General features: G+C 33.3%; 18 protein-coding genes. 7 read left to right on the top strand and 11 right to left on the bottom strand.

The window, feature by feature from the left end:
• Positions 1 to 56: 56 nt before the first annotated feature.
• A complete protein-coding gene (locus LY01_RS05850; protein WP_104514893.1) occupies positions 57 to 2189 on the bottom strand; it encodes a tetratricopeptide repeat-containing hybrid sensor histidine kinase/response regulator in 2133 nt (710 codons plus the stop codon).
• Positions 2190 to 2724: 535 nt separating this feature from the next.
• Here LY01_RS05850 and LY01_RS05845 point away from each other — a divergent pair.
• Positions 2725 to 3474 carry an SDR family oxidoreductase gene (locus tag LY01_RS05845; RefSeq protein WP_104515200.1) on the top strand — a complete coding sequence of 250 codons (750 nt, stop codon included), beginning with the start codon at positions 2725 to 2727 and terminating at the stop codon, positions 3472 to 3474.
• A 75-nt stretch (positions 3475 to 3549) separates the two neighbouring features.
• The gene (locus tag LY01_RS05840; protein ID WP_104514892.1) at positions 3550 to 4422 is read left to right on the top strand and encodes an RNA polymerase sigma factor; all 873 of its coding nucleotides are present in this window, start codon (positions 3550 to 3552) and stop codon (positions 4420 to 4422) included.
• A 33-nt stretch (positions 4423 to 4455) separates the two neighbouring features.
• On the opposite strand, the gene LY01_RS05835 is transcribed toward LY01_RS05840, so the two are convergent.
• From LY01_RS05835 to LY01_RS05815, 5 genes are all read right to left on the bottom strand, one after another.
• A complete protein-coding gene (locus tag LY01_RS05835) occupies positions 4456 to 4686 on the bottom strand; it encodes a hypothetical protein (RefSeq protein ID WP_104514891.1) in 231 nt (76 codons plus the stop codon).
• Positions 4687 to 4689: 3 nt separating this feature from the next.
• A complete protein-coding gene (locus LY01_RS05830) occupies positions 4690 to 5163 on the bottom strand; it encodes a hypothetical protein (protein WP_104514890.1) in 474 nt (157 codons plus the stop codon).
• A gap of 59 nt (positions 5164 to 5222) precedes the next feature.
• Positions 5223 to 5924: a YARHG domain-containing protein gene (locus tag LY01_RS05825; RefSeq protein ID WP_104514889.1), complete on the bottom strand. Its 702-nt coding sequence runs from the start codon at positions 5922 to 5924 to the stop codon at positions 5223 to 5225.
• A 102-nt stretch (positions 5925 to 6026) separates the two neighbouring features.
• Positions 6027 to 6503, bottom strand: coding sequence for a hypothetical protein (locus LY01_RS05820; protein ID WP_104514888.1), 477 nt, complete (start codon positions 6501 to 6503; stop codon positions 6027 to 6029).
• A 206-nt stretch (positions 6504 to 6709) separates the two neighbouring features.
• Positions 6710 to 7819 (bottom strand): M42 family metallopeptidase, encoded by a 1110-nt coding sequence (locus LY01_RS05815; RefSeq protein ID WP_104514887.1) that lies wholly within the window; start codon positions 7817 to 7819, stop codon positions 6710 to 6712.
• A 103-nt stretch (positions 7820 to 7922) separates the two neighbouring features.
• On the opposite strand from LY01_RS05815, the gene LY01_RS05810 reads away from it, so the two are divergent.
• The gene (locus LY01_RS05810; RefSeq protein WP_245890645.1) at positions 7923 to 8717 is read left to right on the top strand and encodes a DUF4294 domain-containing protein; all 795 of its coding nucleotides are present in this window, start codon (positions 7923 to 7925) and stop codon (positions 8715 to 8717) included.
• Between the two features lie 134 nt (positions 8718 to 8851).
• Entirely contained in the window at positions 8852 to 9487 is a 636-nt protein-coding gene (locus tag LY01_RS05805) for a peroxiredoxin-like family protein (protein ID WP_104515199.1), read from the top strand.
• 106 nt (positions 9488 to 9593) lie between these two features.
• Here the strand turns inward: LY01_RS05805 and LY01_RS05800 are convergent, their stop codons facing one another.
• Positions 9594 to 11084, bottom strand: coding sequence for a S8 family serine peptidase (locus tag LY01_RS05800; protein WP_104514885.1), 1491 nt, complete (start codon positions 11082 to 11084; stop codon positions 9594 to 9596).
• Between the two features lie 394 nt (positions 11085 to 11478).
• Here LY01_RS05800 and LY01_RS05795 point away from each other — a divergent pair, with 394 nt between their 5' ends.
• Entirely contained in the window at positions 11479 to 11988 is a 510-nt protein-coding gene (locus LY01_RS05795) for a PepSY domain-containing protein (protein WP_104514884.1), read from the top strand.
• 231 nt (positions 11989 to 12219) lie between these two features.
• Here the strand turns inward: LY01_RS05795 and LY01_RS05790 are convergent, their stop codons facing one another.
• Both LY01_RS05790 and LY01_RS05785 read right to left on the bottom strand, forming a co-directional pair.
• Entirely contained in the window at positions 12220 to 12954 is a 735-nt protein-coding gene (locus LY01_RS05790; protein WP_104514883.1) for an acyl-CoA desaturase, read from the bottom strand.
• A 56-nt stretch (positions 12955 to 13010) separates the two neighbouring features.
• Positions 13011 to 13583, bottom strand: coding sequence for a Crp/Fnr family transcriptional regulator (locus LY01_RS05785; protein WP_104514882.1), 573 nt, complete (start codon positions 13581 to 13583; stop codon positions 13011 to 13013).
• 277 nt (positions 13584 to 13860) lie between these two features.
• Between LY01_RS05785 and LY01_RS05780 the strand changes: the two genes are divergently transcribed.
• A complete protein-coding gene (locus LY01_RS05780) occupies positions 13861 to 14886 on the top strand; it encodes a pirin family protein (RefSeq protein WP_104514881.1) in 1026 nt (341 codons plus the stop codon).
• A gap of 39 nt (positions 14887 to 14925) precedes the next feature.
• Here the strand turns inward: LY01_RS05780 and LY01_RS05775 are convergent, their stop codons facing one another.
• Entirely contained in the window at positions 14926 to 15225 is a 300-nt protein-coding gene (locus LY01_RS05775; RefSeq protein WP_104514880.1) for a hypothetical protein, read from the bottom strand.
• Between the two features lie 117 nt (positions 15226 to 15342).
• A complete protein-coding gene (locus LY01_RS05770) occupies positions 15343 to 16242 on the bottom strand; it encodes an EamA family transporter (protein ID WP_104514879.1) in 900 nt (299 codons plus the stop codon).
• 152 nt (positions 16243 to 16394) lie between these two features.
• Between LY01_RS05770 and LY01_RS05765 the strand changes: the two genes are divergently transcribed.
• A complete protein-coding gene (locus tag LY01_RS05765) occupies positions 16395 to 17225 on the top strand; it encodes a DUF6503 family protein (RefSeq protein WP_104514878.1) in 831 nt (276 codons plus the stop codon).
• The last annotated feature ends 215 nt before the right edge of the window (positions 17226 to 17440 follow it).

Below are 17440 nucleotides of genomic sequence, written 5' to 3'. Positions count from 1 at the left end.
ATACAACGAGTATTGATTTATAATTTTTGTAATTTAAAAGTTATCGTTTAGGTATGTTAACTGTAAACACTCTGTATAATAGCTTTTAAAGTTTCTTTATCTATTGGTTTATTGATAATATCTAGTATTCCAACATTATTGCATCGTTCTTTTACTTCACTGATTTGTAAGGCTGTTAACGCTATTATTGGAATATTTTTGTTTTGTGCAGTAATTGCTTTTGAGGCTTGAAACCCATTCATAATAGGCATGTTGAGATCCATTAGGATTAAGTCAAAATGGTTACTGTTAAATTCTTTTAGAGCTTCTTGTCCGTTGATGGCAATGGTACAGTCATGCCCTAGCAAATTTATTAGTTTTTGAGTTACTATTTGATTGATTTTATTATCCTCGACAACTAATATTTGTAGACTTTTATGTTCTGTACTAGTATATCGTGCGGTTTCTCCATTTGGAACTTCACATTCTAGTATAAAAGAGAATTCAGATCCTATACCTACATCACTCTTAACATATAATTTGCTGCCCATCATCTTTATTAGAGATTTTACAATGGGTAGTCCTAAACCTATTCCATAAGAAGTATTTTCTTCTAGATTACCTTGATTAAAATTATCAAAAATAATAGACAGATCCTCTTTTGAAATCCCTGATCCTGTGTCAGAAACTTTAAATTCAATATAATGCTTTGTAGCCTCTTTATTTATCATTTTTATGGAAAAGGTAACAGCACCATTTGTAGTATGCTTTATAGCATTATCAATGAGCTTAGTGATTACTTCTGATAGACTATTACCATCTATAATATAGTGTTCTAATATGTCATCTGAAATATCAAGTGTTAATTGAGTTTCTTGTTGATCGGCTAGATAATTTAATGAATTTATTATGTTTCTTAATAAATCGTGTAAATTGGTTTTAGCTACTTTTAAATTGATTTTATTAGATTCTACCTCCTTAATTTTAAGAATATTATTTATAACGACTTTTAAATGGTCTCCAGAAAATTTTAGAGAATTTAAAAGCCCTTTTTTTGTATTTATTATTGATGGGTTTTCAATAAGCATTCCGGTAATACCCATAATTCCATACAACGGTGTTCTTAAATCGTGGCTAATATTTATTAATAGGTCTGATGTTAATTTATTAGCATGTTCAGCTTCATTCTTAGCTCGTGCAAGTGCTTTATTCTTTTTTTCAAGTTTTTGATAAGACAATTGCTTCTTATAGTTGTAAAAAATAAGAAAGGAAGTACTTAGAAATAGTAACGTACCGATTCCCACTACGGTAATAAAATTTGCCTTTAATTGAGAGGCTTCAGCTTTTTCTTTAAATTCATTAACCTTAAAATCTGCTGTTACTTCTTCTACCTGAAGACTTTTTTCTGTATTAAAGTCTAGATCTTTATAATAATGCATTTTCTTAAGACTTGCTAAGGCCAGGTCATAAGCTCCTAACGCTTCATGTATTTCGCTTTTGAAATCATATATATCTATGAGTTCTTTATTAAGCGCATGTTCTTCTGCTATTTTAAGCGCTTTATTAATATATATAAGTGCAAGGCTATGATCTTTTTTTTGGTTGTGATAAATAGCAAAGTTTAAATTTTGTAATAATGGATGCAAAGGGTTTTCTTTTTCAATTCTAGGTAGTAGCTCATTAGCTTTAAGAATAAAAGGATATGCTTTGTCTGGATTTTTAAAATTTAAATACATACCAGCTATGTTATAGTAGGTGTAAAATGAATGTTCATTTTTTCCTGCTTCTAGAGTGTATGATATCGATCTTTCAAAATAACCTGCAGCTTTATCTGCTGTACTCTTATCTATTGAATATATATTACCTAATCCATTAAGTGAGGCTACATTTACAAAATAGTCATCTGTTTTTTTGTCTAGTGCTATTTGGTAATACTCTTTTGCATTATCACTATCATTAATGGCTTGATAGGTGTTAGCTAGACTCACATAAGCCCGTGCTTGCAATAGTTTATCCGTAGTTTTATTTGCATGTTGCACTGCTGAAGTTGCAAATTTCAATCCATCTTTATAGTTACCACTTATATTTTTATTCTTAGATAAGGAAATTAAAACGTTCACACTATCTGCAACCTTACTTGTACTGTTTTGAGAAAAAGTAGATGCGCTATAGCAAAATAGTAGTAAGATAAGGAGTAGCTTATTCGTCAAAAGAAATACTTTAATGAAGTTAAAAGATATACAAGAATATTTTAATAACTAGATATTTTTATTTTTTTACGATAAAGTGCATGTTATAAAAAATAATTCCAAATTCTTTAACCTCATTTGCCCATAATTAATCTTTTATATCCTTATTCAACCTAGCTTTTTTAATAAGCTCATCACGCAAGGCTAGATTTGCGTCAATTAATAGAGTGAATAACATTAAATCTACTTTTTATTCAGATAGTTTTTAAAATTATTAAATATAATTTGACACTTTTTTATTCTTAAATAAATCACTTAGAATTCAGTTTTTTAATTTCTCCTTTAAGTTATAGAATGTAATGATAGTCATATGTTGAGCAATGGTTAGTCTCTTTTACAAGCCAGTGAGAATAGCATTCTATCTTACATATTTTTAGAATCATCTATTGTCTTTAATCATTGTTTTAAAAATAGTTTTGTAACACGTCCATTTATCTGTTGTCCAAGTTATAGATACACTATTAATATGTTTAAAATATTTAAAAAAAATAGAACAATGGGAAAATTAGAAGGTAAAGTAGCAGTAATTACAGGTGGAGCAAGTGGAATAGGTCTTGCAACGGCTCAAGAATTTATTAATAATGGCGCTAAAGTAGTTATCTTCAGTAGAGGACAAGAGGCGCTAGATGCTGCTGTAGAACAATTAGGTTCTAACAGTTATGCGGTTCAAGGTGATGTTACTAATCACGCAGATTTAGAAAGATTGTTTTCTGAAACAACATCAAAATATGGTGGAGTAGATACTCTATTTGTAAATGTAGGTAAAGGAAAACTGGCTCCTGTAGAAGATACTGATGAAGCATTTTTTGATGATATGATGGATGTGAACTTTAAAGGTTCTTACTTCACTTTACAAAAAGGTATCAAAAGCTTAAATGATAAGGCGTCTGTTATTATGACTACTTCTTATTTAAACGAAGTTGGTTTCGGTGGTAGTAGTTTATTAAGTGCTAGTAAAGCAGCTCTTAGATCTGTTGTACGTGTTGCGTCTGCAGAGCTTGCTCCTAGAGGAATACGAGTGAATGCAGTAAGTCCTGGACCTATCGGTACTCCATTTTGGGGTAAAATCGGTTTACCAGATGATGTTCTTACTGGAGCTGCAGAGGCTATTACAGCACAAACAGCTTTAAAGCGTTTTGGTGATCCAGAAGAGGTAGCAAAAGCAGTATTGTTTTTAGCATCTGATGATTCTTCTTATATCATCGGTGAAGAAATTGCTGTACAAGGTGGAATTAACTCTATATAATTGTAAAGAATTTATTATTTCTTAAATTAAGCCTTGTTTCAATTTGTTTGAAATGAGGCTTTTAAAATTCAAATTATGAAGAATCTTTTATCAGGTAATTATTCCGACTATACCGATACACAACTTGTAGAACTATCGATAGATGGAGATAAAAAAGCGTTACAAGGCTTAATTATTAGACACCAGATGTTTGTATATAATCTAGCTCTTAAAATGGCTGGTAATACACAAGATGCTGAAGATTTAACTCAAGAGGTTTTTATAAAGGTAATTACGGTTCTTTCTCAATTTAAAGGTAAAAGTAAATTTACTACATGGTTGTACCGCATTACGGTAAACCATTTTTTGAATAGTAAAAAACAAAATGCAAAATTAAAATTAGTGAGCTTTGAGAGTTATTTTAACTCTATAGATTCTGTGCCTAGTTTTGAATTAAACGACCAAGAACAAAAGGAATTTAAAGATTCTATTGAAGAGATAAGAATTAATTGTACTACAGGTATGTTGCTCTGTTTATCTAAGGAACAACGCATGATTTACATCCTGGGAGAAATGTTTGACATAGATCACAATCTAGGTGGTGAGATACTAGGAATTACACCAGGTAATTTTAGAATCAAATTAATGAGGACCAGGCAGGAGCTATACAACTGGATGAATAAAAAATGCGGACTCGTTAATGTGAAGAACCCCTGTAGATGTTCTAAAAAAATGAGAGGTTATATTAAAGAAGGAAAGGTAGATCCTGATAATCTTAATTTTAATACGAGATATAAATCTACCATAAGGGAGATGTCCATAAATAAGGCAATACCATTTACAGACACCGTAGAAGAGTTGAATAAGAAAGTATTTCAAAGCCATCCTGCTCAAACACCTATACAAGCGTCTAAAATTATTGATGAGATACTGAATAACGACTTGATTAAATCTATTTTAGAATTATAAGTAGCTGTTAAAATATTCTACACTAGTTTTAAATTAGGACAGGTCTTTATCCTTACTTTTTTCAAGAACTTTCCATAATATCAATGAAATACCTAATATGATTCCTAAAATGAGTAGGATATGAATTAAAAGTTCATTCTCAAAAATCCAAAGAGTCACTGCACAAAAAAAGAGTAAAGAACCGCCCACAAGACCTCTAACACTAGAGAATTCTATAAAGCGATCTAATAATATCCCAAACCCTTGCTGTCCTAGAAAAGGCATGTTTTACTTTTTAAGTATATGCCAGCCTAGATCGCCATGAATCCCCATTCTTCTAATTACTGTTTTTCGCTTTTTAAAATTTATTTCTAATAAAGCGGTAACGTTTTCTTCGACCTTGTTCCATACTAGATCAGTATCTACAGCAGTTTTTATATAATCTATATCTAACTCACTTGCCTTTAAATTGGTCTCATTCTCATAACTGAATAAACAGGAAGAGCCATCAGTATAGACGATAATCTGTAATTTTAATACACCTCTTAGTTTTTGAAAAGCTTTTCCATTAAGGCTGTTCTTAATAGCATCTATGATTTTAGAGTCTTCTATTTTTGCCTGTTCTACTTTACTTTCTAGTCCAAATCTGGATGTGTCACAATCTCCTAATTTGTTATCGTAAATGTTTTGAGAGATACCATGTTGTACTGTTGTTAATAGAACGCAAGTTATGATTAAATATCTTAGTTGGGTGGTTTTCATAATAGAGTGGTTGGTATGGAATTGTTTTATTGAATTCTGGTTATTGGTATTTTATATCACTATTCCAGACTCTTAATTAATTGAATATTAAATATTTCAATTTCATTCAAAAAGCGATCTACATTCTTATGCTCTGCATGGTACCAGTCTTGCTTTCTGAAATATTGATCCATCTTGCCATTTTTAATAAAGATATACCCATATCGAGCATATATTTCATTTCGCATAATGGTCAGCTCATTTTTAGACATCTTTTTTAATTCATTGGGTTCTAATTTTCTGTAAGAAGATTTTGGATAGTTACCGTAATAGATGTGTTCAAAAACTAACCTTGTTTTAGTTCCTATTTCATATGCGCTGTCTTCTATCCAGCTGGTCCATGGGTTATCTATTTTTAAGGCTTTGTAGACCTCTCCAGACTCATTAGTAAAAGTCACAAACTTACCATGATACTGGTCGCTGGTAAAATTCCCTTTCTTGTCTATTTCAATATGAGTAAGATTGATAAAATTACGCTTGCGAGATAATACCTTTTTTTCTTCCCAATAGGCATTATGCACCTGACCTATGATAACATCTCCACTGAAATATAAATGTAATTCAGATTCACTTTCACTTTCACCAAAATGATAAGAACCGGCATATTTTAATACAAATTTTGGAATCCAATTTTCCAATTGACTTTCTTTAATTTCTTGGCCGCCCCAGTATTGAGAACAAGCAAAGTTGGATATAAATAGTAATAGGAGTAAGGGTTTCATTTTTGGGTTTGGTTAATAAATTCGACTTTAAATATTTTAATTCTTATACAGATTTTAAAATTAAGCTAATTCTATTTACAATTTTTTTATACAATTAATGATTTAGTTGAAATGTCTAAAAATCCAAGAAGTTAGTTTGTATTTATATTTTATATGATACCATAAAATAGGGAAAGGTTTGTACGGTTTCGATTTTTGGTCTTTTAATATGTCTATCAACATCGCAGTATCAAAAGACTGATCATTGGCTTTTGGATTAAACCGATTTAAGTTTTTTACAATTGATTTGTAGTAATTTTTAAATATTACAAAGTTATAATCAAAATGATTCAATTGATTATAAAATAGATCAACATCAGATTCCGTAAAATTTACTTTTTGAGTTGATAAATCAATTACTGAGAAAAGATTGTAATTATCTTTCAAAATTATTTTTTCTATATTTTTATTTAACTTTTGGGCTTGATTCTGTTTTCGAGGTAACTTATTTCGGAAATTTATTATTATAAGATAAAAGGAATAATGTTTATAATATAAAGGTCTTAAACCAATTGTTAATATATTTAATATTGTATCCATTCTTTTTTATTGATTAAAGCATTGATTAATAAGTCTTAAAACTAGACAAATCTCCCCTCAACTAAAAGCCGAGTTTTCAACAATCTAAGTTAAAATTAATCACCTTAAACTCCCTTAAAAAACAAATCCCTACTGGCTAGCGCCAGTAGGGATTTGTAATTACAATCTATTTAAGTAATTATTTACTTAAAAGATCTTTTTATGATTTAGTATAAACCTTCATTCTTATTAGAGAAGTAATTAAAATCATGATTGTTCTCAATTTTCAATAAAGATTCATAAATCATCTTAATGACATTCTCAACGTCATCTCTATGTACCATTTCTACCGTAGTATGCATGTAACGTAAAGGTAATGAGATAAGCGCACTAGGTACACCACCGTTAGAATAAGCAAAGGCATCTGTATCTGTACCAGTAGAACGTGATGTTGCACGACGCTGGTAAGGGATATCCTTAGCATCTGCCGCGTCCATAATTAGGTTGCGCAGGTTATTCTGTATAGCAGGAGCATAGGCCAGGACAGGTCCTTTTCCTATAGCTGCATCACCATTTGATTTTTTATCAATCATAGGTGTTGTAGTATCGTGAGTCACATCGGTAACAATCGCAACATTAGGTTTTATGGTTTGAGTAATCATCTCTGCACCACGCAATCCTATCTCTTCTTGTACAGAATTAGTTACATATAGACCGAAATCTAATTCTTGCTTATTTTCCTTTAATAAACGAGCCACCTCGGCTATCATAAAACCACCCATACGGTTATCTAGCGCACGACATACAAATTTGTTTTTGTTCAACACAAAAAACTCATCTGGATACGTGATTACACAACCTACATCTACACCTAGTTCTAGCACCTCTTCCTTAGTCTCACAACCAGTATCTATAAAGATGTTGTCAGGTTTAGGCGGTTGTTCTTTGGCACGAGAACGTGTGTGAATTGCCGGCCATCCGAAGACTCCAGTCACAATTCCTTTCTTAGTATGAATGTTTACCTTTTTAGAAGGTGCTATTTGATGGTCAGAACCACCATTGCGCACCACATAAATAAGACCATCATCTGTAATGTAATTTACATACCACGAGATCTCGTCAGCATGTCCTTCTATAACGACTTTAAACTTTGCATCAGGATTAATAACACCTACTGCAGTACCATAATTATCAGTAATAAACTCATCTACATATGGTTTCAAGTAGTCCATCCACACCTTTTGACCGTTCCATTCATAACCAGTAGGAGAGGCCGTATTTAGGTATTTTTCAAGAAAGTCGAGAGATTTTTTATTTAAAATGCTTTTTTCAGCCATGTGATAAATTTTAGAACGTGAAGATAATAATCTATGCTCAAAAACGCTTGTATATTATAGGGTTTCTTATTTTTGGAATACTTTTAGTGTGTAAATGGATATAATGAATAAGGTTATCGTTTTATTAATGGTTTTTTGTGGTCTCGCTTTCGCGAAAGCGCAACAGACACCATCACCACAGCCTGTATCAAAGGACTCGATCATAAAATCTCCTGCCGAGTATTTTTATGTAGATGGAGATTCTATCAATGCGATAGAATTAAATAGTGTCCTGCTCTTACAAGATCTAAAATTTGAGAGCAGATACGAGCGTATTAAATACCTGATTTTAAAACGTAAAGTATTAAAAGTGTGGCCGTATGCAAAACTTGCGGCAGAACGACTTACTGTTCTAGATCAACGACTGTCTTCTCTTAGGACTAAAAACCAAAAGAAGAAATACTCTAAAATGGTAGAAAAATACATAGAAGAAGAATTTACTGCCGAACTTAAGAAACTAACAAAAACCGAAGGACAAATACTCATAAAACTCATTCATAGACAGACCGGTGACACCGCTTATGCGCTTTTGAGAAGACTGCGTAGTGGCTGGAGTGCTTTCTGGTTTGATAAAACAGCGAGCCTTTTTGATATCTCGTTAAAAGAAGAATACAGTCCTGAGGCTGTTATAGAAGACTTTTACATAGAAGATATCTTATTAAACAGCATTACAGACGATAAGTTAGAAGACCAAGAAGCGGCGATAGAATTTGACTACTTTAAGGCTCGTAAAAACTGGAAGGAGTATGAGAATAACCTGCCAGAGTCTTATGATAGCATACAACTGTCTGCGAGAGCGCAACGTATTAAGGAATACAGAGAGAAAAAAGCACGCAAAGCAAAACGAAATAAGAAATAGGAGCGAGGTGTGTTTATTAAGATTACACAGCTATTACCGCCTAAAATCTAAAATTTAGGTTTTCTTTAATTAGGAATTTATACTTCTGTGAGATTTATCTTTTAATATTGGGTAACCATAAAAAAGGAAATAAAATGAATCTTATAGCACAATTACAGTCTCTAGCAGAAGGTAGCGCATCACGTCATCCAGGGGAATCACAAGAAATCATGTCTAAGGGTATTGAAGAGCTTAAAGCGTCTCATATCGTTTCTAAATCTCTGAAGACAGGAGATAAAATACCAGCAATTCAATTACCTAATCAAAATAACGAACTGGTAGATGTCAACGAGATTTTAAAAACTGACAAAGTAGTACTTTCATTTTACCGTGGTGGATGGTGTCCCTATTGTAATCTAGAATTAAAAGCACTGCAACATTTTTTACCAGAGATGGAAGAAAAAGGAGCGAGGCTTATCGCAATTACTCCAGAGACTCCAGATAATTCTATGACTACTCACGAGAAGAATGAGCTCACATTTGACATTCTTACCGATAAAAATAATGAACTAGCTAGAGCCATGAATCTGGTTTTTACACTTCCAGAAGACTTACAAAATCTGTATAAAAAATTCGGTATTGATCTAGATGGAACGCAGGGAAATACTAGCCAAGAATTACCTCTTGCGGCTACTTATGTAATAGGAAAAAATGGTATTATTGAGTACCATTTTATAGAAGAAGATTACAAGCTCCGTGCCGATCCAAAAGAGATCTTAGACAAGTTGTAATTTAACATATTCTCGTACTATAGGCAATGTCTATACTTAGTTTTTAAAATTCAAAAAGCCTTTATCTTCAATAAGATAAAGGCTTTTAAGTTAATAATTAATTGATCTATTGAACTGCTTGTAAAGCATCTATATTTCCATAACCAAATCTTGAATTACGACTAGGATAGAACTCACTAGACTGCTTCATTTTATTTAAAACTTGCTCTCTAGACCAGCTAGGATTTTTGCTCCATATTAGCGCAGCAATTCCTGCCGTTGTAGCGGTCGCGACAGAGCTACCACCTACGTATTTACGTGTCCCATTATTGAATCCTAAAGTAGGTACAGTTCTAGACTCGTCACTAGCACGTTGCATGATAATTGTAAAATCTATCTCGCTACCTTCATGACAAATATCGCAACGGTTATATCCATTATCTTTTAATCCAGTAACGGCAACTGTCTCACTCATACTTGCAGGAAAAATAACACCGTACCAGCTAGTAAGTGATGTAGACGTACCACCTGCGGCAACTATCATCTTGTTGCGAGAGTAGGCATATTTTACAGCATCTTTTACATTACCTATGCTCCATACATAACCTATAGACATAGAGATTATCTTTACATCGCTGCGGTTACCTAGAGCCTTGAGAGCGTTACTTACACCTTTACGTTCATGATAGTCATTAAGAAGCACGTCTTCTGTACCGCGATAGGCTACCATGTTAGAGTTATAAGCCACACCTACTGGCATTGCGTCATTATTACGTGGGCTGGCTATAGTAGATGCCATAGTTGTCCCATGACCACAACGGTCATTAGGTCCATCTGTATTATTGCTCCACCACCAGTTAGAATCTATAAAGGTTCCGAATTTTTGAATACTACGTCCAGAAGAAGCGCCGTCATTAAAATCACTACCTAATAATCTTTGATTAGCACTTATTCCTGTATCGATAAGTCCTACGGTAACACCAGCACCTGTACTATAATTCCAGGCATCGTCTATGTTGTGTATGTTGTAATTCCATGGTTTCCATGCGTTAGGTGATATAACTGTATAGTCATTGCTATTGATACTTTGTCCGCTTTGATCACAGCCAGAACTAGATTTTAAAACGACTCCATTAGGATCTACATATAAACCATAGCCTATAGGATCTATATAACGTATGTTGTTAGCAGTTTGTAAAGCGATTACAGTTTCTAAATTGTTAATTTTAAGTTCGATAGAGTTAAGTAAATCATCATCGGCAATAAGGAAATCTTCTGTTTTATTGATTCCTTCTTTATTAGCAGCAATTGAGATAGCGTTTTGTTTTGCTGTAATTAGGTCTGTTGTTTTTACTTGTGCAAAATGCTCACCTGGCTGTCCATAACCTAAACTAAGAATACCATCACCATGCATTATAGCACTGTACAGTACGTTTGCAGGTGCATGTGTCCAGTCTACATCTCCAGATTGTTGCAACTGGTCAGATATGTATTGATTCACTTCTTGAATGGTGAGGGTTTTACTACTTACAGGTGTTTCTGCCTGAAAGTCTGCCTCTTCATTATTACAAGCTGTAAAAATGAAAATGGATAGAACTAATAAGGATAGTTTTTTCATTTGATAATTGATTTAAAGGTTGTTACCAAATTATTGATTTATTCGTATAATAATTACGAATTCATCTATTTTTTCAAACTTTAACTAGTAAATGATTATGAGAAAACAAATTTTAATAGTTATTAATCAATTGTGTATCAGGATGAACAACTGTTTTTATTTGTCTACAGTGGTCTGTATTAGTTGTAGTTATAAGGTATCGCAAAGAGTATTTCATCGATTCTATTCCATGCTAGGCATTCTATAATTACAGTAGTGGTACTAACTCATAATTTTTGTGAGCTGTTTTTGGTTCATTTATTTTTGATCCATATTTTTTTATAAAAAAGTGCGTCATTTTCTTTTTTAGTCCATTAGATTTGTCATTTAACATAAATCTAGACAATACTTTATTATGGGCAGAAAGACATCTCAAAAAATGCGCGAATTACACAGGCACTTAGGCTTCTTTTTGGCAGGAATCATGGCCGTTTATGCTATTAGTGGAGTCGCTTTGATCTTCAGAGATACAGATGCATTAAAGAACGAAATTAAAATTGAGAAAACAGTAGAAGCTCGTTTATCTAAGGATAAGGTAGGACCTGCTCTCAAAATCAAAAATCTTAAAATAAGTAAAGAAGAAGCCGGCGTTTACTACTTTAAAGGTGGTAGTTATAATAGCATTACTGGAGAAGCTAGTTTTGTAAAAAAAGAACTTCCTTACATACTTGATAAAATGACGCATTTTCATAAAGCAAAATCAGGAGAGCCATTGTTCTTTCTTAATATTTTCTTTGGTGTATCGCTTTTATTCTTTGTTATATCGGCCTTCTGGATGTTCATGCCAGGTACTCAGATATTTAGAAAAGGAATCATATTTGCAGCAGCAGGGCTAGTGCTTACTCTTATTTTGTTGTTTATATAATAGGATAAGAAGTAATAGATATCGTTATTAAATTAAAAAGCCAAGTCGTTAGACTTGGCTTTTTTAGTTGAAAAGAGCTTGGTTTTAGTAAGTAAGCAATCACAATTCTAACTAAAGAATTACGTAAATGATCTGGTTGCTCTCGGTCAACTTTAATTTAAGAACAAAATCCCCCTACAGGTTTGGATACCGTAGAGAGGATTCCTCTTCTTAAAAAAAAAGGGCTGTGCTTTAATGTCCTGTTCTTTTTAATTGAATAATACCTACAGTATTCAGTAATCTAATAATGAGGTAAGTTACATCAATTTCGTACCATTTCACACCAAAATTAGCTCTATTTGCATATTTATGGTGATTATTGTGATATCCTTCACCCATCATTAAGAAATCAAATCTAAAAAGATTTTTACTAGTATTCTTCATTTTAAAGTTAACATAGCCATATATATGACCGAACCAGTTGATAATCACACCATGTATAGGTGCCATCATAAAAGTGATAGGTAATAATAACCACTGCCACCATGCTGTAGCAAAGTATGCAAAGAATAATATGTAAAGCGTGATCCATAACAATCTAGAAAAACGAGAACTTGCAAAAGAGTCAAACGCTTTCCATTGTGGTACATTCTTAGTAAATCTAGCCTCAACTGGAACTCGATTTTTATTAATGTCTTGATACGTAGTCTTTGTTTTCCACATCATCGCAAACATATTATCATCATAAGATGGTGAGTGTGGATCTTTTTCTGTGTCTGTAAAAGCATGATGCATTCTGTGCATGATTCCATATCCATAAGCACTTAGATAACTAGAGCCTTGAAAAATCCATGTAAGTACAAAAGTGATGCGTTCCATGGTTTTAGACATTGTAAAAACTTGATGCGCTGCATATCTATGTAAAAAGAAGGATTGAAAGAAAAGCCCACCGTACCATAGTACCAGTACTAGAAGTATAACTGCCATAATCTATTTTTTTTACAAAGGTAAAAGCAGTTGTGTTCTTAAACTATGAACCTAGATCAAGAAATTCGTTTTCTAATACGGCTCAAAGCCTGTGCGGTTACACCTATATAAGAACTTATATATTTGAGAGGCATAATTCTTAATAGCTCAGGTCTTTCTTTAAATAGCTTAAGGTAACGTTCTTCTGCTGTGAGGTTTAGTAAATTTTGTTCTCTACTAGATTTAAGTAAGAAAAGACGTTCTGCTGTGAGTCTACCTATTAGATTTCCTATCTGTGTGTTTTTGTAAACGTCTTGTAAATCGTCGTAGGTAATGCTTAAAATACTTGTTTCTGTAAGTGCTTGTAATTGATAAGAAGAAGGCTGTCTGGTAAGAAAAGAATCATAAGCACTCACAAATTGGTTTTTAAAACTAAAGCCAAAAGTGATTTCCTTTTCTGTATCATCCTTAGGTATAAAAAGACGCACCACACCAGATTGAATAAAAGAAATGTGATTTTCTACCTCATTTAAACCCAAAAAAACAGTCTTTTTAGGTATTAATCGATGCGTCAATTTTGAGATAAAGAATTCCCAATCCTTATCTGTAATGTGCGCGATGCCCTCAAGATGTTGTTTAATTTGTTGCATTAAGAATATTAAATCTTATTCCATATCAAAGATAAGAGGATTTCATTAAAACCTCTTTAGAGAGGTAGTATTTTAAGTCTATTTTATTAAGTGTTATTTCTTTCTGGTAAACGGCTAACAATTGATTTTAAATTTAATAATGTTATGTTTCCGCTTTCGCGAAAGCGAATACCACAACAAACTTTCTGTAATTTTATGGATTCTATAAGTGTTTTTTAAATTTCTTTGGCTCATTTTTACGTGTCTTTAATGAAGACGATAAATAATAGAAACGTATATGTCTACTGTAATAAAAAACATTTCACCACTAGGTTTTCCATGGAAAACGCAAGATCCATTCTTATTTTGTGCTCATCACAGAGACTATTATCCGGCAGGCAATGCAGATCTAGGTGTTCCTGAAAGAGAAAAAGCTGGTAGAAATATAGGCAATGATTTTACAATTAAAGACGGTTATAGAATGTACCATGGTAGTAATGTGCCTGGTTTCCCATACCATCCACATCGTGGTTTTGAAACCATAACTATAAATAAAGAAGGTTTTGTAGATCATTCTGACTCATTAGGTGGTGCAGGTCGTTTTGGTGCAGGAGATGTTCAGTGGATGACTGCCGGAAAAGGTATATTACACAGTGAGATGTTTCCCTTATTACAAGAAGATAAGGAGAATACACTAGAGATGTTTCAAGTATGGCTCAATTTACCTCGAGCAAGTAAAATGGTGCCGCCACATTTTAAAATGCTGTGGAAAGAGAATATTCCGACTATTAATTATAGAGATAGTCAGGATAAAATCACAACGGTAGATCTTATTGCTGGAGAGATCAATCAATTGCGTGCGCTAGATCCTACACCAGATTCATGGGCAGCGCATGAAGATAACGAAGTGCTTGTGGTAACTATAAAGATGGAAGCCGGTGCAAGTTATACACTGCCCAAAGCAAAATCGAGTACAACTACAAGGACTTTATATTATTATCGTGGGACAGCTATCCATATCGCTGGCACTGCGGTGTATGAAAATCACTCTATAGAAGTAAATGCCGCTGTAGATTTAGAGATAACAAATAGCACATCAGACTCTTATATTCTTGTTTTACAGGGTAAACCTATTAATGAACCGGTGGCGCAGCACGGGCCATTTGTCATGAATACACAACAAGAAATAAGAGAAGCCTTTGCAGATTATCAAGAGACACAATTCGGTGGCTGGCCGTGGCCTCAACAAGAGCAAGTACATGATCGAACTAAAGGCAGATTTGCGCTACATAGTGATGGTCGAGAAGAGAGTTTTGAAGAATAAACTCTCAACATAATTAAGAATCTCGCAGTTTCTTTTAAGTTATAAAGCAACGCTAGCATTGCAACTGGAGCAGGAGATGGTTTCACCTTTTTTTAAATCTCTCTCATAAAATGTAATGGCTGCACCACAATCTGGACATGGAATGACAGACATTCTTTCCTTTTTAGTTTTGGTAAACTTCTTGAATAGGTCTAGTTTCTCTTGATCTAAATCTGTTTTTTCTTCTATGCCTAACTTTACATCACAATTAGAACATGCAAAAGAGGTGCCTTTTAAAAATTCTTCTGTGTTTACAAGTATAGGCGTAGCACAAGAAGGACATGGTATGTTGTTGATCATGTTTTAATAGGTATAAATGTCTGAATTAATGATGCAAATTTACTGAAGTTCTCAGTATTTGCTTAGAAATAATGGTGATGGTGTACGCTTTCGCGAAAGCGGAACTTTTATCTAACTCTAAGAATACAAAATCAAAAACACGCCTATCATGATGCCCGCTAGAGGAATCAGTTTTTTGCGTTTGTTCTTTTCTTTAAATAAAATACCTCCCAAAACAACAGCTATGATTATCTGACTGCGTTTTATGGCACTCAATAACATGATCAAAGCCTCTGGATCTTGAAGTGCTTTAAAGTAGAAGTAGTCTGCTGTTTGTAATAGGATTCCTACTGCAGGAATGGTCCAGCGAAATTTGAAAGCTTTTCTTTTACTAGCATATGGAAACCACGTTATGGATAGTATAAGGAGCAATATTAATATGGTGTAAAAACAGAACCAGAATTGCAACGTTTGCGGATTAAGTAAAAGCCCCTGAATCAGGAATTTATCATATAAACCACTAGATGCACCTAGAAAAGTAGCGCCTATTATGGCAAAAATCCATTTGTTACTTTTAAAATGTATGCCTTCTTTTTTACCTATTTGTGAATACATAATCACCGATAGAATAATCATAAAAAAGCCCAACCACTGCCAGTTGTTAGGTGCTTCTTTATAAATAACAATGGCACCTATAAAGGTAAAAAATGGTCCTGCAGAGCGTATAGGAGTGACTATGGTAAGTGGTAAGTGTTTTAATGCCTGGTAAGCGAGTATCCAGGAAGATGCCATGATCATAGATTTTATAAGTATAAAACCGTGCGTGGTCCATGGAATAGTTTCTATATAAAAACCTAGTTCTCTAGTAATATCTGGATAGAAAATAGAACCTATATAAAACGGTACTATAAAAAGAAATCCAGCTGTTATGGTGCCTAATAACACAGGGAAAACCTCATTTCCTTGTACGGCATGCTTCTTACATAAGTTATGTAAGCCTAAAAATAAAGCGGCCAAAAGACCTAAATACATCCACATGCCGCGAAGATAGTTTTTTGATACAGTTGACCAAATTTAAGATGCACATAGCGGCCTATATTTCTTAGCACAAGTTTAACAGCCTAATAGCTCATTATGTGACAAATAACTTAGTCTTTTGTATTCTTAAATAAATCAAATACATAATATCCATGAAAAAAGTTTTATTCCTACTAGCGGCTATAAGCATTCTTACTAGTTGTAAAGAAGAAAAAGAGGTAAAAGAAATGGTTGAAGCACCTGCTGCAACTACAGAGATGCCAGAAGCGCAATCAGAAATCACAGCGTTTACTAACAGTATAGAATTAGCACATAAGAAAGAAGCTTTTCTATCTAATGATGCGGTAGCTTATGATTTTACCGTTGCCTTTGGTGGTAATACTTTATTAGATGGTAAAATTACTCAAAAGACAGATGGTTCTATGGTACGCATAGATAACAAAGACGGTAGTGTAATCGTTTTTGATGGAGATAAGGTGTATGCAAGTAATGAAGAGTTAGCTGCAAACCCTATGACTAGATTTCACATTTTCACATGGTCTTATTTCTTTGCAATGCCGTATAAATTAAATGATCCAGGTACACATTGGTCTAGTGAAGAAATGCTTACTTATGGAGATACACAATATCCAACTTCTAGATTATCTTTTGAGAATGGAGTAGGAGACACGTCAGATGACTGGTATGTGGTATATAAAGATCCTAAAACAAACGTACTTGACGGTGTTGCATACATTGTTAGTTATGGAAAAGGTGTTGAAGCTGCAGAAGAAGAGCCTCATTTTGCAAAATATGAAGAACTTACTGTTGTAGATGGTGTGCCATTTGCGTCTAAATGGTCTTTCCGTAACTGGAGTAAAGAAGAAGGTTATACTAATGAGATAGGTGTAGCATCTATTACAAATGTTGAGTTTGTAGAAACTCCAGCTGCATTCTATGCACAACCAGAAAATGGTGTTGTAGTACCTATGCCAGGAGAGTAGTTTTTCCAAAACATATTTTTAGAAAACGAGAATCTAGTAATAGGTTCTCGTTTTTTTTTAAGTCATTCTATTTTTGTGATGGGAATTTTGTCAATTCTTACTTATTTCTACATACTCAAAGAAGTGTCACAGGTCGTTTTAACAAATTATTAGACGTTGAAAGGTGAATTTTGATGTTTTTAAACTAGTTTTTTGTTAAATGAGGGAAACCGTAA

Source organism: Nonlabens xylanidelens, from assembly GCF_002934445.1.
In the GTDB taxonomy this organism is placed as follows: domain Bacteria; phylum Bacteroidota; class Bacteroidia; order Flavobacteriales; family Flavobacteriaceae; genus Nonlabens; species Nonlabens xylanidelens.
This window is presented reverse-complemented; position numbering and strand designations above follow the sequence as displayed.

What these genes read in the sequence shown, in the direction of transcription:
- LY01_RS05845 (WP_104515200.1), top strand. Translation starts at nt 2,725, where the DNA reads ATGGGAAAATTAGAAGGTAAAGTAGCAGTAATTACAGGTGGAGCAAGT.
- LY01_RS05840 (WP_104514892.1), top strand. Translation starts at nt 3,550, where the DNA reads ATGAAGAATCTTTTATCAGGTAATTATTCCGACTATACCGATACACAA.
- LY01_RS05835 (WP_104514891.1), bottom strand. Translation starts at nt 4,686, where the DNA reads ATGCCTTTTCTAGGACAGCAAGGGTTTGGGATATTATTAGATCGCTTT.
- LY01_RS05830 (WP_104514890.1), bottom strand. Translation starts at nt 5,163, where the DNA reads ATGAAAACCACCCAACTAAGATATTTAATCATAACTTGCGTTCTATTA.
- LY01_RS05825 (WP_104514889.1), bottom strand. Translation starts at nt 5,924, where the DNA reads ATGAAACCCTTACTCCTATTACTATTTATATCCAACTTTGCTTGTTCT.
- LY01_RS05820 (WP_104514888.1), bottom strand. Translation starts at nt 6,503, where the DNA reads ATGGATACAATATTAAATATATTAACAATTGGTTTAAGACCTTTATAT.
- LY01_RS05815 (WP_104514887.1), bottom strand. Translation starts at nt 7,819, where the DNA reads ATGGCTGAAAAAAGCATTTTAAATAAAAAATCTCTCGACTTTCTTGAA.
- LY01_RS05810 (WP_245890645.1), top strand. Translation starts at nt 7,923, where the DNA reads ATGAATAAGGTTATCGTTTTATTAATGGTTTTTTGTGGTCTCGCTTTC.
- LY01_RS05805 (WP_104515199.1), top strand. Translation starts at nt 8,852, where the DNA reads ATGAATCTTATAGCACAATTACAGTCTCTAGCAGAAGGTAGCGCATCA.
- LY01_RS05800 (WP_104514885.1), bottom strand. Translation starts at nt 11,084, where the DNA reads ATGAAAAAACTATCCTTATTAGTTCTATCCATTTTCATTTTTACAGCT.
- LY01_RS05795 (WP_104514884.1), top strand. Translation starts at nt 11,479, where the DNA reads ATGGGCAGAAAGACATCTCAAAAAATGCGCGAATTACACAGGCACTTA.
- LY01_RS05790 (WP_104514883.1), bottom strand. Translation starts at nt 12,954, where the DNA reads ATGGCAGTTATACTTCTAGTACTGGTACTATGGTACGGTGGGCTTTTC.
- LY01_RS05785 (WP_104514882.1), bottom strand. Translation starts at nt 13,583, where the DNA reads ATGCAACAAATTAAACAACATCTTGAGGGCATCGCGCACATTACAGAT.
- LY01_RS05780 (WP_104514881.1), top strand. Translation starts at nt 13,861, where the DNA reads ATGTCTACTGTAATAAAAAACATTTCACCACTAGGTTTTCCATGGAAA.
- LY01_RS05775 (WP_104514880.1), bottom strand. Translation starts at nt 15,225, where the DNA reads ATGATCAACAACATACCATGTCCTTCTTGTGCTACGCCTATACTTGTA.
- LY01_RS05770 (WP_104514879.1), bottom strand. Translation starts at nt 16,242, where the DNA reads ATGTGGATGTATTTAGGTCTTTTGGCCGCTTTATTTTTAGGCTTACAT.
- LY01_RS05765 (WP_104514878.1), top strand. Translation starts at nt 16,395, where the DNA reads ATGAAAAAAGTTTTATTCCTACTAGCGGCTATAAGCATTCTTACTAGT.